General features: G+C 63.4%; 10 protein-coding genes. 8 read left to right on the forward strand and 2 right to left on the reverse strand.

Going from position 1 to position 14,965, the window contains the following annotated elements; all coding sequences use genetic code 11:
• Nucleotides 1–12: 12 nt before the first annotated feature.
• On the reverse strand, nucleotides 13–972 hold the full coding sequence (locus tag BXE_RS11375) for an AAA family ATPase (RefSeq protein ID WP_011488447.1): 960 nt from the start codon (nucleotides 970–972) through the stop codon (nucleotides 13–15).
• 382 nt (nucleotides 973–1,354) lie between these two features.
• Here BXE_RS11375 and BXE_RS11380 point away from each other — a divergent pair, with 382 nt between their 5' ends.
• From BXE_RS11380 to BXE_RS11395, 4 genes are all read left to right on the forward strand, one after another.
• Nucleotides 1,355–2,509 (forward strand): formylglycine-generating enzyme family protein, encoded by a 1,155-nt coding sequence (locus BXE_RS11380; RefSeq protein WP_011488448.1) that lies wholly within the window; start codon nucleotides 1,355–1,357, stop codon nucleotides 2,507–2,509.
• A gap of 105 nt (nucleotides 2,510–2,614) precedes the next feature.
• Entirely contained in the window at nucleotides 2,615–3,673 is a 1,059-nt protein-coding gene (locus BXE_RS11385; protein WP_011488449.1) for an HAD family hydrolase, read from the forward strand.
• Between the two features lie 113 nt (nucleotides 3,674–3,786).
• On the forward strand, nucleotides 3,787–5,469 hold the full coding sequence (locus BXE_RS11390; protein ID WP_011488450.1) for an arylsulfatase: 1,683 nt from the start codon (nucleotides 3,787–3,789) through the stop codon (nucleotides 5,467–5,469).
• A 295-nt stretch (nucleotides 5,470–5,764) separates the two neighbouring features.
• On the forward strand, nucleotides 5,765–8,257 hold the full coding sequence (locus BXE_RS11395) for a spermidine synthase (RefSeq protein WP_011488451.1): 2,493 nt from the start codon (nucleotides 5,765–5,767) through the stop codon (nucleotides 8,255–8,257).
• A 194-nt stretch (nucleotides 8,258–8,451) separates the two neighbouring features.
• On the opposite strand, the gene BXE_RS11400 is transcribed toward BXE_RS11395, so the two are convergent.
• Nucleotides 8,452–8,901 (reverse strand): glycine zipper domain-containing protein, encoded by a 450-nt coding sequence (locus tag BXE_RS11400; RefSeq protein ID WP_011488452.1) that lies wholly within the window; start codon nucleotides 8,899–8,901, stop codon nucleotides 8,452–8,454.
• An 805-nt stretch (nucleotides 8,902–9,706) separates the two neighbouring features.
• Between BXE_RS11400 and BXE_RS11405 the strand changes: the two genes are divergently transcribed.
• The 4 genes from BXE_RS11405 (at nucleotide 9,707) to BXE_RS11420 (ending at nucleotide 14,732) form a co-directional block, all read left to right on the forward strand.
• The gene (locus tag BXE_RS11405) at nucleotides 9,707–11,044 is read left to right on the forward strand and encodes a DUF3300 domain-containing protein (RefSeq protein ID WP_038458818.1); all 1,338 of its coding nucleotides are present in this window, start codon (nucleotides 9,707–9,709) and stop codon (nucleotides 11,042–11,044) included.
• A gap of 22 nt (nucleotides 11,045–11,066) precedes the next feature.
• Nucleotides 11,067–12,032, forward strand: coding sequence for a DUF2950 domain-containing protein (locus BXE_RS11410; protein ID WP_011488454.1), 966 nt, complete (start codon nucleotides 11,067–11,069; stop codon nucleotides 12,030–12,032).
• A gap of 274 nt (nucleotides 12,033–12,306) precedes the next feature.
• Complete coding sequence (locus tag BXE_RS11415; RefSeq protein ID WP_011488455.1) at nucleotides 12,307–13,926, forward strand: intermembrane transport protein PqiB; 1,620 nt, start codon at nucleotides 12,307–12,309, stop codon at nucleotides 13,924–13,926.
• Nucleotides 13,923–14,732 carry a PqiC family protein gene (locus BXE_RS11420; RefSeq protein WP_081435515.1) on the forward strand — a complete coding sequence of 270 codons (810 nt, stop codon included), beginning with the start codon at nucleotides 13,923–13,925 and terminating at the stop codon, nucleotides 14,730–14,732. Before BXE_RS11415 ends, BXE_RS11420 begins: the two co-directional genes overlap by 4 nt.
• Nucleotides 14,733–14,965: the final 233 nt, after the last annotated feature.

Consider the following 14,965-nt stretch of genomic DNA (forward strand, 5'->3'; position numbering starts at 1 on the left):
ACACACCGGCTGTCAGGCCGGGACCGCGACCTTTTCGATCAGACGGTCGATCACCTGGTCGGCGCTGATACTGTCCGCGTTTGCGTCGTATGAAAGTATCAGCCGATGCCGCAGCACCGGATGAATGACGGCGCGCACGTCGTCCGGCGTGACGAAGCTGCGCGCCTGCAACCATGCGTGTACGCGGCTCGCGCGGTCGAGGCCGATCGCGCCGCGCGGGCTCGCGCCGACTTCGATCCACTTGCCGAGTTCTGCGTCGAGCTGCGCGCCGTGCCGCGTGGCGTTGACGATCGACACGATGTAGTCGTCTATCGCGGGCGCAACGACAATCTGCCCGATCTCTTCGCGCACCGCGAAAATGACCTCCTGCGAAAGCACGGCCGGCGCCTCGGCAGGCGCGCTGCTTTCCTCGCGCAGCAGACGCAGCATGGCAACTTCGCTTTCCGGCGACGGATAGCCGATCAGCACCTTGAGAAGAAAGCGGTCCATCTGCGCTTCGGGCAACGGATAGGTGCCTTCCTGTTCAATCGGATTCTGAGTGGCCATCACCAGAAAGAGCGCGGACATGCGGTGCGTTTTTCCCGCGACTGAAATCTGCCGCTCTTCCATCGCTTCGAGCAACGCGGATTGAACCTTGGCCGGCGCGCGATTGATTTCGTCCGCGAGAATCAGATTGCCGAATATCGGGCCCGGTTGAAAACTGAGCGTGTGCCCGGTGCCGGATTGCAGCAGCGTCTCTGCTCCCGTAATGTCCGAGGGCAACAGATCAGGGGTGAACTGGATGCGGCTCATGGTCGCCGCGAGCCGTGTGGCGATTGCCTTCACGGTGCGCGTTTTGGCGAGCCCAGGCAAACTCTCCAGCAGCACATGGCCATCCGCCAGCAACGCGATCAACACCTGTCTAACCACGGACTGCTGCCCCACGACCGACTGATTCACGCTCGCTTCGAACTGCAGAACGATATCGCGCATTGTGCCCTCTCTCAAGTCATTTATGTAGTAGCTGACTGGACGACCCGAATGCCAATGCCCGCCGCCAGACACGTTAATGCAACAGCGCGAATCCGTCAAAGTGTCTGACGTACGTACTAAAAAAAAGATAGGAAATATCGGCAAAAAATTGCTAATCTCCAACTGCTTGTTTTCACTGATTGTGCTTCTTTATTCTGTATCGCTAAGCTTGTTGTGAAGCTGAAATAGAAAGTCCAGAGCGTTGACCGTTGCGTACTACCCGGCCGTTCACTGCACGAGAGAAAAAATGAAGAGTGAAAGAGATCGAGAGCCCGCAAAGTCGTCCCGCTCGAACGGGTCGGTCGCAGCAACCCAAACGCGCGCCGGTCGCGTGCGCAAACTAATGTTGTGGGGCGCCCTGCTCGTCATACTGCCCGCCTGTGTCGGCGCCGCGGTCAGTTGGGCCTTCACGCCGCACGCACCCGCTCACCCGCAAATCGTTTTCGGCGACGGCACGCATGGTCCGCTCGGCATGGCGTGGGTGCCCGGCGGCCAGTTCCTCATGGGCAGCGACGCCAAACAGGCGCAACCGAACGAACGCCCCGCGCACAAGGTCAAGGTGCACGGCTTCTGGATGGACCGCCATCACGTGACCAACGCCGAATTCCGCCGCTTCGTCGAAGCGACCGGCTACGTCACCACGGCCGAGAAGAAACCCGACTGGGAGACCCTGAAAGTCCAGTTGCCGCCCGGCACGCCGCGCCCGCCCGAGAGCGCGATGGTGGCGGGTGCAATGGTGTTCGTCGGCACCAGCCGTCCCGTGCCGCTAGACGACTATTCGCAGTGGTGGCGCTATGTGCCTGGCGCTAACTGGCGTCATCCAGCCGGGCCTGAGAGCAACATCATCGGTAAAGATGATCACCCCGTGGTTCAAGTGTCCTACGAAGATGCGCAGGCTTATGCGAAATGGGCCGGCAAGCGTCTGCCGACCGAAGCCGAATGGGAATTCGCCGCGCGCGGCGGCCTCGAACAGGCCACGTATGCGTGGGGCGATCAGTTCTCTCCCAACGGCAAACAGATGGCCAACGTCTGGCAGGGCCAGCAGCCGCAGTCTTTCCCCGTTGTCAACCCGAAAGCGGGTGGCGCGCTCGGTACAAGTCCGGTGGGTACTTTCCCGGCCAACGGCTACGGCCTTTCCGACATGACCGGCAACGCCTGGCAGTGGGTTGCCGACTGGTATCGCGCGGATCAGTTCAGGCGTGAGGCGGTAAGCACCAGCGCGATCGACAATCCGGTGGGCCCGAGCGAGTCGTGGGACCCCGCAGACCAGGGCGTGCCCGTCAACGCGCCCAAGCGTGTCACACGCGGCGGTTCGTTCCTCTGCAACGAAATCTATTGCCTGAGCTACCGGCCCAGCGCGAGACGCGGCACCGATCCCTACAACAGCATGTCGCATCTGGGCTTCCGGCTGGTGATGGACGAAGACACCTGGAAAGAAGCCGGTGCTCGCCAGGCTTCGGCGAAAGCTGCCGGCGCGCCTGGAACCCCTGGCGGCTAGCGCACACCGTACCGCTGGAAAACCCTTAGTTTCCGCGCCCGTAATCCGCCGGCGCGCATCGCGATCGTCCGTCTGATCGCCCATCTAATTGAACCTGGAGCCTGAATGCAACTGCGCCATCAGACTGTGTGGTCGAGCCGTGCCTTGCGCGCGATGCGAGCCGCATTGATCGTGTTGAGTCTCGCCGGCTGCGCCGCGTCGCACAACGGCATGGCGCCGGCCCAACCCACGGCGACCAACCCTTCGGCCACCCTGGCCTCATGGCGTGATACGCCTACGAAGCGCGCTATCGAGTCGTTCGTTGCCGACGTTACGCGCGAGGGTTCGCCGTCGTTCGTGCCGCCTGCGCAGCGCATCGCCGTGTTCGACAACGACGGCACGCTGTGGAGCGAACAGCCGTTGTATTTTCAGTTTGTCTTCATGCTCGATCAGGTGAAAGCGGTCGCACCGCAGCATCCCGAGTGGAAAAACAATCCGGCTTTCAAGGCGCTCATCGCGAAAGACTACGGCGCGCTCGCGAACCAGCAGAAGGCGTTGCTGCAGTTAGTCGCGGTGGCCAATAGCGGCATGACCGTCGACGAGTACGACAGGACCATCGGCGCGTGGCTGGCAAGCGCGCGTCATCCGAAATTCGGCCGGCCTTATACGGACCTCGTGTATCAGCCGCAGCTGGAATTGCTGGACTATCTACGTGCCAACGGCTTCAAGACCTTCATCGTCTCGGGCGGCACGATCGAGTTCATGCGGGCGTGGGCCGCGAAAGCTTACGGTATTCCGCCCGAGCAGGTCATCGGCTCGAGCCAGGTGGTGCGCTATGAGGTGCGCAACGGCCAACCCGTTCTCGTGCGCGAGCCCAAACTCGAGTTCGTGGACGACGGCGCGGGAAAACCCGTCGGCATCTATCGCAGCATCGGCCACAAGCCGATTCTCGCGTTCGGCAATTCCGACGGCGATCTGCAAATGCTGCAGTACACCGCCGCCGGCCCAGGACCGCATCTCGCGCTGCTGCTCCATCACGACGACGCCGCGCGTGAATTCGCTTACGACCGCGCGTCGAAAGTCGGCAAGCTCGACAAGGCATGGGACGAAGCCGTCACCGACGGCTGGACCGTGGTGAGTATGAAAAACGATTGGCAAACGGTCTTTCCCGCGCCGCAGCAGTAAGCGGCGCGCGGCAAGTTGAGGCCGTGGAATGCCGGCGGCCGACGAGGGGCGACCCCGTCACGCTGAACACTGCGTAACGGGTGAATAAGAGTCAACTCCATTGGAGCGACAAAATGACGAAGTTGTTAAAAAGAGGGCGTTACGCGTTGGGGGCCGGCGCGCTTGCCCTTGCCGCGTTTGGTGCGGTGATTTTTCCATCCATCAACGCACCGGCCCAAACCCAACCGGCGGCCAAACCCGCCGCCACGAGCGCGCCACAACCGGCCGCGAAGTCTTCGGCGAAACCGAACATCCTCGTGATTTTCGGCGACGATATCGGGCAGGCGAATATCAGCGCCTACACGCGCGGCGTGGTCGGCTACAGGACACCGAATATCGACCGTATTGCGAATGAAGGCATGATCTTCACGGACTATTACGCCGAGAACAGTTGTACGGCAGGCCGCTCTTCCTTCATCACCGGCCAGTCGCCGTTGCGCACCGGGCTGTCCAAGGTCGGCGCACCCGGCGCGCCGGTTGGTCTGCAAAAGGGCGACATGACAATCGCCCAGGCGCTCAAGCCGCTCGGCTATGCAACCGGCCAGTTCGGCAAGAATCACCTCGGCGACAAGAACGAGTACCTGCCCACCAATCACGGCTTCGACGAGTTCTACGGCAACCTGTATCACCTGAATGCCGAAGAAGAACCGGAGCGCCCTTATTGGCCGAAGGACAAGAACGATCCTTACGTGAAGAACTTCTCGCCGCGCGGCGTGATTCATAGCACGTCGGACGGCAAGGTTCAGGACACCGGCCCGCTCACGGCCAAACGCATGGAAACCATCGACGACGAAACCGGCGCGCACGCGGAGGAATTCATCCGCAAGCAGGTCAAGAATGGCACGCCCTTCTTCGTCTGGATGAACTTCACGCGAATGCACGTCTTCACCCACGTGCGCCCGGAGTTCAGGGGCAAGAGCGGCATGCCCGGCAACGAATATGCCGACGGCATGTGGGAGCACGACCAGGATGTCGGCAAACTGCTTAAGTTGCTGGATGACCTGAACATCTCCAAAAACACCATCGTCATTTACACGACGGACAACGGGCCGAACCAGTTCTCGTGGCCCGACGCGGCAACCACGCCGTTCCGCAGCGAGAAGGACTCCAACTGGGAAGGCGCGTTCCGGGTGCCGGCCATGGTGCGATGGCCGGGGCATATCAAGGCCGGCGAGACGTCCAACGGCATGTTCTCGGGACTCGACTGGTTCCCCACGCTGCTCGCCGCGGCGGGAGACACCGGTGTAAAGGACCGGCTCCTGAAGGGCTGGGCGCCCAAGGCGGGTAGCACGAGTTTCAGGAATCACCTCGACGGCTACAACCAGTTGCCGTTCCTGACCGGACAGACCACCAAGGATCCACGCACGGAGTTCTATTATTTCGACGACGACGGGCAGCTGGTCGCCATGCGCTGGGACCAGGACGGCAACGCGTGGAAAGCGGTGTTTTGCGAGCAGCGCGCCAAAGGCAACCTGAACATCTGGCAGGACCCGTTCGTCTGCCTGCGAGTGCCCAAGCTGTTCAACCTGCGCATGGACCCTTATGAACGCGCGGACATCACCTCGGATCAGTACAACGACTGGGTGACGAAGAACGTCTATCTGAACGGCATTGCGACACTGAAAGCGTCTGCATTCCTGCAGACCTTCGTCGACTACCCGCCGAGCCAGCGGCCCGCGAGTTTCAGCGTCGACCAGGTACGCCGGCAGGTCGACAAGAAGATCGACGAGTCGTTCAAGAAGCGCGGACTCGAGTAACACGTTCAAGGCGCCGCGCCCGCCGGTTTCGACCGGCAGACGCGGCGCTTGCACGCTTCGCAGCCGAAGTCCATTTACCACGTCCCGACTTGCTTCAGCCGGGTATCTCATCCGCGCACTTCATCCAATGACCCAAACGTTGGCTCACCGCGCCAGAACCTCACGCCGCGAACGTCGCGCACACGAACGCTCGCAACGTCAGGCCGATCCGCGCGAAAGCGGACGCGAACGCGAACGCGGCCCGCACGAGCCGGATGGGACCTCTGCTGAACCGTCTCTGTCCGTTGCCTGGCCAATGCTCCTGCTGTTTGCATCGGGCGCGGCGTCACTGATTTACCAGGTGCTGTGGATCAAACAATTAGCGCTCGTCGTGGGTGTGGACGTACAGGCGGTCACGACGGGCGTCAGCGCCTTTTTCGCAGGTCTCGCGCTGGGTGGCTGGCTGCTCGGCAGGCTGGCCGATCGCCTCTCGCGGCCGTTGCTGCTTTACGCCGCACTGGAAAGCGGCGCGATGGTGCTGGCCGTGGCCGGCACCATCGCGCTGGCGCACGCGGCCGCGCCGTTCGCATGGCTGCAGGATCGCACGGGGCCGCTTGCGTGGGTGTTGCCGTTCGCACTGGTCGGCCTGCCCGCCGTGCTGATGGGCGGCACGCTGCCGGTGCTGATGCGCGCGTTGGGCCCGCGTGCGACACGCCTGGGCCGCGCCGGCGCACGCTTGTATGCGGCCAATACGGGTGGCGCGATCGCCGGTACGCTCGCTGCCGCCTTCATACTGATTCCGTTACTCGGCGTACAAGGCAGCGCGTTTGCCGCGGCCGGGTTGAACGCGCTCGCCGCGCTGAGCGCGCTGCTCATTAGCCATTTCACTTCCGATCGCGATCCCGCCGTTATACCGCCACTCGAAACGCCGCCACTCGAAACACCCTCTCCAGCCGGAACAACTTCCGACCATGCCACGCCCGGCGCTCGCCTCGTCGTCGCTCTCTATGCGCTAGCCGGTGGCATCGCGCTGGGTTACGAGGTGGTGTGGTCGCAACTGATCGTCCAGTTCATCAGCACCCGCAGCTTCGCGTTCGCGATCGTGCTCGCCACGTATCTGCTCGGGCTCACACTCGGCAGCGCGCTCAGCTCGCGCCGTGTCGATCGCGCGCGCGATCCGTGGGGTGTGTTCGCGCTGCTGATCGTAGCGGCCGGACTTGTCGCGTTGCTGCAAGTCGCCGCGTTGGGTGGCTGGCTGCTTCAATGGCAAAGCCTTGCGCGCGAGGCGACGTTCTCCGCCACTGGCAGCCTGCTCGCCGCGATGTGCGCGGGCTTTGCGGTCGCGGCCGCGTGCATCGTATTCGTGCCCACGCTATTGCTGGGTGCGGCGTTCCCATTCGCGCTGCGCGTGAGCGTGGATGCGCGGCATACAGGCCGCGATGTCGGCGCCGTAGTGGCGCTCAATACCGCGGGCGGTATCGCCGGCACGCTGCTCGCCGGCTTCCTGCTGGTTCCAGCCCTCGGGCTGGTGCATGCGCTAGCCGTGCTCGCCGTCCTGGCCGGCGCGGTGGGCGTTGTCGCCGTGTGGCGAGGTCATGGCGTGCGGCGCGGCACTCGCTGGAGCGTCCCGGTGCTTGCTATGGCAACCCTGTGCGCCGTGCTGCTGACACCGTCGGACCGTTTCGCCACCCTGCTCGCCGCGGCACGCGGCGGCACGCTGCTCTCCTACGAGGAAAGCGCGGGCGGCACCGTGGCCGTCGTTACCCAAGGCGCGGGCGACAAACAGTTCCGGCGTCTCTACATTCAGGGAGTCTCCAACTCCGGCGACGCGATGACCTCGCTGCGCTATATGCGTCTGCAGGCATTGCTGCCACTGCTGGTTCACCGCGACACGCCGCGCAGCGCGCTTGTAATCGGACTCGGTACGGGCATCACGGGCGGTGCGCTGCTCACGTGGCCCGGCCTCGACAAGCGCGTGGTCGCCGAGTTGTTGCCGGCGGTCGTGCACGCCGCGCCGCAGTTCAAAGGCAACTACGGCATCAACGCCGACCCGCGTGTCGATATCCGCCTGCGCGACGGGCGGCGCGAACTGCTGCGCAGCAGCGAACGATATGACCTGATCACACTCGAGCCGCCGCCCCCCTCGGCAGCCGGCGTGGTCAATCTCTACTCGTCGGACTTCTACCGATTGGCGGCCTCGCGTCTGAGCACGAATGGCGTTGTTGCGCAATGGCTGCCGCTACCCACCCAGAACGAAGACGACACGCGTTCGCTGATCCAGAGCTTCATCCAGGTGTTTCCGTATGCCGCGCTATGGACCACCGAGTTGCACGAGATGATGCTGATCGGTTCAATGCAGCCAATCGAACTGGATGTGCCGCGTATCGAGTCGCGCTTTGCGCAACCGCAGGTGGCGGCGGCACTGCGCGAGGTGGGCGTGGCCTCGCCGGCAGCACTGCTGGCGACCTGGATCACCGATCGCGCAGGACTCGCTTATTACACCGCAGATGCCCCGCCGGTAACCGACGACAGGCCACGCATCGAATACGCGGCGTGGGTGCGCCGCGACGGTTTCCCGGACACGCTCACGCACCTGCTAGCGCTTCGCGGCGAGCCGCCATTGCTGCACGCCGACAGGGCATTCCGCGCGGCCCTGGACGCCGAGCGCGGCGCGCTGCAAAGTTTCTATGCAGCGGGCCTGGACGCGTACCGCGGCGAGCGTGATACGTGGTCTCGCGACATTGGCGATGCATTGCAGGCACAGCCGGATAATCCCTACTTCCGCTGGTTCGTCGGCAACGAACCGTAGCGGTGGATAAGTGCGCTTCGCGCGCGCGTCCGCCAATCGACATTCAACGGGTATTCAACGCCGGACATAACGGAGCAGAACAGCAGAACAACGGGCGACATTGCTGCTGCAAGATGATCCGGCGCCCTTCATCTTCGGCGAGGGCGACACCTTCGGTTAATGCGGTCCCCCAGTTCTATTGGCGTCGCTAACCCCTACTGAACCGTATAGCCTTTGCCTTGCATGCAGGCTCCGTAAGAGCGCCAATAGGTGCTCATTGCCGATTGCTGATTGGCCTGCGCTGTTTGCGCCTGTGCGGCGTGTTGCTGACGGCTGCGCACGCCGCCGGCGAGCGCGCCCGCGGTCGCGCCGACCGCGGCGCCGTGTCCTGCGTCGTTATTGCTCACGTCACCAACGATCGCACCCGCCGCCGCGCCGCGTGCCGCGCCCCGCACGCGCGCGCCGGTCGGACCCGACGGAGGCGGAGGCGTTTGCGCGACCACGGCCGGGTCGATGCCGGTGCTTTGTTTCGCCCATGAATAGCACGCTCCGTCATCCGACATCTGCTGCTGTTGGCTTTGTCCGTGCGCAGGATACACAGCCGGTTTTTGCGCCAGGGCGAGCGTACTCACACTGGCCAGGATCACCACGGCGAATCGTTTCATATCGGTCTCTCAATAGGTTGGACGTGGGTTGGGCGCGGGTTGAGCGCTCGAATGGCACGCGCAAGGATCAGACGTGCGCGCACGCACCGATCGCCGCCTTACGGATCTGCGGCGAGGGAACCGCAGATTAGCTGAAGGGATTCGGAAAACACCTAACGTAAATGTGTTTTTACATTAATCGATTGATATCGAGCCGCGCTAATATTCTGCCGTTTCATGCACAGCTTTTTCGAACGATACCCTATGAACGCATAGATGATTGATGCGACAAGATGTCCATGCAATGACCATGCGCCGTGATTCGAACAATCCGGTTGAGCCGTGCGCCCACGCAAATGACCAACGGAACGCTCCGTGTGAAGCGTCGGCTAACAAGGTGCGGTCGCTCGCCGCATGCGGTCTTCCTCGGGAAACGAAACGGGCGCAGGCTGAGTCATATGGAGCTTGACCTCTTGGGGTAGCACACAGACTATTCAATGTTCTTCAAACACCATATGAAACCTGTGCACGAAACGCAAGGACATTGTTAGATGGGCTGAAGGTCGGCAAAATCGCTGCACGCGTCGAGCCGCTAATCCATCAGCAAAAGAAATTCAACCAGAATTTATTTGAGCAAAAGACTGCACACTTCGAGTGAAAAGGTTTATTAATCTTGCCATCAAGCGTGTCACCAGACGAGCGCCACCTGCAGCACGATTCGGAGTCCATTCGAAATGCGATCCATTGAGTCTTGCGTGGGTCTTGACTGGATCTCACGCAGCAGTTCGCTGCACCATATACAACTTCCAACAGGGGAGACTTGATCGTGAAACGCTCCAGGGCATACCAGAGAAGATCGCGGATTCTTATAGTCACATTGAGCGTACTGGCGGGCTCGCCATTCCTGCTCGCGGTCGTGGCGCCCGCCGCCTACGCACAAGCGCCGGCAAAAATCTCGAACCAGCAGTTGGACTCGCTGACCGCGCCGATCGCGCTCTACCCGGACGCCCTCCTCGCCCAGGTGCTGATGGCATCCACCTTTCCGCAAGACGTGCCGTCGGCGGCGGCGTGGTCGAAAGCCAATCCGAACCTCAAGGGTGACGACGCCGTGAAGGCGGTCGCGGCAGAGCCGTGGGATCCGAGCGTGCAATCGCTGGTGGCGTTCCCGCAGGTGCTGGCCACGATGGCGTCGAAACCCGACTGGGTGGCGCAACTGGGCAATGCCTTCCTCGCGCAGCCGAACGACGTGATGGACTCCGTGCAACGCTTGCGCAAACAGGCCCAGCAGGCGGGCAACCTGCAGACTAACCAGCAGCAGAAAGTCGTCGTCGAGCAGAGCACCATTCAGATCGTGCCGGTGAACCCGCAGGTCGTCTACGTGCCAACGTATAACCCCACGGTCGTCTACGGCACGTGGCCATATCCGGCCTACCCACCCGTATACGTGCCGCCCCCGCCGGGCTATGCGGTGGCGAGCGGGCTCGCCGCGGGACTCGCGTTCGGCGCTGGCGTTGCGATTACCAGCTCGCTGTGGAGCAACGTCAACTGGAACAATCACAGCGTCAATATCAACGTCAACCAGTACAACAACATCAATGTGAATCACCGGCTCGACGTAAACAGCAGCACGACGAACTGGAACCGCAATTCGACTTTCAATCGCAATACCTCGGCCAACGTGGGCAGCGCGCAGCGAGACGCGTATCGCGGGCGTGATACATCGGCCTCGCGTGCGCAGGCGCAGCAGACCTTGCAGAACCGTACCGGCCAGAACATGGGCGGCACGGCAAGTCAGCGTCTGCAGGGTATCCAGCAAGGCGGCAACAATGCGGCCAACCTTCGCAACAACGCGCAGAACGTGAACCGCGACAACGCGCTGCGCGGCGCGGGAGACGGCGGCGCCGCGAAACAGGATATGCAACGCGGGCAAGCAAGCCGGCAGTCGCTCGCGAACAACCGCGGCGGCGGTCCCGGCGCGAACGGCGGCGGTCAGCAACGTGGCGGCAATCTGGGAGCGGGGGGCAGTGGCGAGCGCGCCAGCTTCGGCGCAGGCGGTGGTGGACAACCAGGCGGCGGCTTTGGCGCGGGCGGTGGCGGACAACAGCGCGGCGGCGGGCTGGGTGCGGGCGGTGGCGGCCAGCGTCACTTCGGCCGGCAACATTGAACCGATCTCACAGGAGCCGCTCATGATCCGTATCCGTACCTTCCAGACCTTCGGCGCACGTGTTGCCGACACGCTTGCACACGCCCTCGCCTGCGCTTCCACACCGCGCGTCGCCGGCATCGCACTCGGGTTTGCCGCGCTGCTGTCCGGCGCGTCCGCCGCGCACGCACAAGCCGTATATCCAACAGCCGAGGCCGCGTCCAACGCGTTTGTCGACGCGCTTTCCAGCAACGACAACGCCGCAATGCAGCATGTGCTCGGCAAGGACTTCACCCGCTTCATTCCGACCAGAAATGTCGGCGAAGACGATATCTACGAGTTTCTCGGCGCATGGGCGGCAGGACACCAGATCGTCGACGATCCGGCGCCGCTGAACGGTCGCGCGAGCAAGCATCTTTCGGTCGGCACCAGTGGCTGGACCTTGCCGATTCCTCTCGTGCAGGCGTCCGGCGGCTGGCGTTTCGATCCCGCTGCCGGTCGCGACGAAATCATGACGCGCCGTATCGGCCGCAACGAACGCGCGGCAATGCTGACCTCGCTTGCCTATCTCGATGCGCAACACGATTACCGGGAATTGACCCAGCACTACGCGCTGCGCATTCTCAGCACACCGGGCCAGCACGACGGTTTGTACTGGCAGAGTGCGCCGGGTGAACCGGAAAGCCCGCTTGGCCCGCTTGCCGCGGCCATGCCGCATACCGGCTCAATCGCGAAGGAGGGTTATCACGGATATCACTTCCGCATCCTGAGCGCGCAAGGACCGCATGCGAAGGGTGGCAGCCAGAACTACGTCGAGAACGGCACCATGACGAAGGGTTTTGGCCTCGTCGCGTGGCCCGCCGAGTATGGCAGGACAGGTGTGATGAGCTTCATCGTCAATCAGGACGGACAGCTTTATCAGAAGAACCTCGGGCCGCAGTCGGCGCGTATCGCGGCCGGGCTCAAATCGTTCGATCCGGACTCCTCGTGGGAGGCCGTGCAGCCCTGAACGAGGCGACCGCGCAGTGGGCTCCGCGCAGTGTGGGCGGAACCCCGTGCGCGATGCCCAGCGGTGAGCGCGTGATAATCGGTCTGTGAGCGCGTGGTGATCGGTCGGTGATCGGTCGTGAGCGATCGGTAAGCGGTGAGCACGGGGTGACCGCCGGGCGACACGCGATGAACACTGGATGGTGATAGTGATGCAGTTCCCCGGTACCCGATTCCGAGATGCGTTGTGAGCAGCGAGCGCCAGAACGCAGCCTGTCACGCTTCGGAGCCCAGTCATGAGTAGTCCGCAAGGTCCCGGCTTACCGCCTGATCTGCCTGATCCTGACATTGCGCCGCGGCGCAGCTGGCTGCCCTCGCTTGTCTGGTTAGTGCCGCTGATCGCGGCGTTGATCGGTATCGCGCTTGTCGTCAAGGCCGTCACGGAACGTGGTCCGGCGATCACGATCATCTTCGACAATGCCGAAGGCCTCGAACCCGGCAAGACCCAGGTCAAGTACAAGGATGTCGAAATCGGTTCGGTGAAGGCGATCACGCTGTCGAAGGATCAGACGCATGTGGAAATCGCCGTGCAACTCACCAAGCAGGCGGAAAACTTCGCAGTCAAGGACACCCGTTTCTGGGTGGTTCGTCCCCGCGTGGGCGCCTCCGGTGTGTCGGGTATCGGCACCCTGCTCTCGGGTGCATATATCGGCGTGGATGCCGGCCGCTCAAAAGAGCCACGAACCGAGTTCGCCGGACTCGAGACGCCGCCTCCCATCACAGCGGACCAGAAAGGCCATCGCTTCATCCTGCATGGCGATTCGCTCGGCTCGATCGACATCGGCTCACCGATCTTTTACCGGCGCATGCAGGTGGGCCAGGTCTACGGCATTGCCCTCGACAAGGACGGCACTGGTGTAACCATGCAGGTCTTCGTCGCCGCGCCGTACGACCAGTACGTCGGCACCAATTCGCGCTGGTGGCATGCAAGCGGTGTCAATGTGCGGCTCGACTCGGCCGGCTTCGTCGTCAACACGCAGTCGCTCGCGGCCATTCTCGTCGGCGGTCTCGCATTCCAGACTCCGCCGGGACAGCAGATGGGTGCGCAGGCGGCGGAGAAAACCGACTTCCGCCTCGCCTCCGACGAGACAGACGCCATGCGCGCGCCGGACGGCGTACCCGTGCGCGCCGTGATGAACTTCAACCAGTCGTTGCGAGGGCTTTCGGTAGGCGCGGTGGTCGACTTCCGCGGCATCGTGCTGGGACAGGTGACGGACATTGGTGTCGAATACGATCCGCAGACGCAAAGCTTCACGATGCCGGTCACGCTCGACCTGTACCCGGACCGGCTCAGACGGCGCGCCCGTAGCGCGACGATGCCGCAGGCCCGTACGTCAGCCAGCCACGAACTGCTGCGGCATCTCGTCGAACGCGGACTGCGTGGCCAGTTGCGCACCGGCAATCTGCTAACAGGCCAGTTGTACATCGCGTTGGACATTTTCCCGAAGGCTGCGCCCGTCAAGTTCGACGTCGACGCCGAGCCGATCGAACTGCCGACCATTCCGAATACGCTCGACGCGCTACAGGTACAGGTCGCCGACATCGCGAGAAAGCTCGACCGGGTGCCATTCGATCAGATCGGCTCGAATCTGAACACGTCGCTGAAGAACGCCGACGCGCTGTTCAATCGGCTGAACAACGAGGTCGTGCCGCAGGCGCGCGACACGCTCGCGGCCGCAAGGCAGACTTTCGGCTCGGCCGAAGCGGCTTTGCAGCGGGATTCGCCGTTGCAGTCGGATGTGCATCAAGCGCTGCAGGAATTGACCCGCACGCTGCAATCGCTGAACGCGCTGGCGGACTATCTGGAGCGTCATCCGGAGTCGCTCGTGCGCGGCAAACCCGGAGACAAGCCATGACCACCTCGCAGCCCAACTGCGGGTGGCGGCCAGCCGGCCCCTCCGCAGCCCGCCCGGTTGATTGCCCGGTTGACAGCACGGCTAACAACCCGCTTCACCACGTGGTGAACCACGCGGTTGCCCACGCAGCTCCCCGCTCAATCGCCCGCACCGCGGCTTGCGTGGGGCTGGCTGCGCTCACCGCCTGTTCGTCACCGTCGAGCCGCTTCTACACGCTGGGTTCGAGCGACGCGCCAATCGCAACACGCAATGCCGCCACACCGCCGCTGCTGATCGAAGTACCGCCCGTCGAAGTGCCGCCGCAGGTTGCGCGCACCGCGTTCGTCGTGCAGACCGGCGCGAACCAGGTCGACGTGCTCGAACAGACGCGCTGGGCATCGCTGCCGGCCGACGAAATCCGTCAAGCGCTGTCGCAGGATCTGACTCGGCAGCTCGGCGCCATCGACGTGTTCAACACGCCGCATCCCGAAGGCGCGCCGGTTTATCGCGTCAGCGTGAGCGTGCAGCGTTTCGAGTCGTGGCCGGGTTCGCATGCACTGATCGATGCGGTGTGGAGCGTAAGGCCCTTGTATTCGCAAACGGTGTTGACCTGCCGCAGCGTCGTCAGTGAGACAGTGGCGAGCGGCTACGATGCGCTGGTGGCCGGCCACCGGCTCGCCCTCGATCAGGTGGCCGCGAAGATTGCCACCGGCGTCGAAGCGCTCGACGCTGCGCAGGATGCGCGCACCGCGCCCGTTGCCACAACGGGCGCGACGACCGCACGCGTGCGCCGACCAGCCATCGGCGTGGCCTGCCCAGCGGACTAACGGCCTCCACCCGGACTCCACTCTTCCACGTGCTCTCCTCTGTTCCGTCCCGGGTAGAGGACATCAAGCGGACATCGAGCAGCCATCAAGCGAACACCCCGCACGCGGACCACAACCCCGTCACCCCCGTCCAGTAAAAAACCTCCAACAAGCGCCCAACCATCCCCTGACAACCGCCAATCTGGCCGCATTGCCCGCTAGAATGACCGGCTTTGCCCGCTTCCGGCGCGCCA

Origin of the sequence: Paraburkholderia xenovorans LB400 (assembly GCF_000013645.1) — a bacterium.
In the GTDB taxonomy this organism is placed as follows: Bacteria; Pseudomonadota; Gammaproteobacteria; order Burkholderiales; family Burkholderiaceae; genus Paraburkholderia; species Paraburkholderia xenovorans.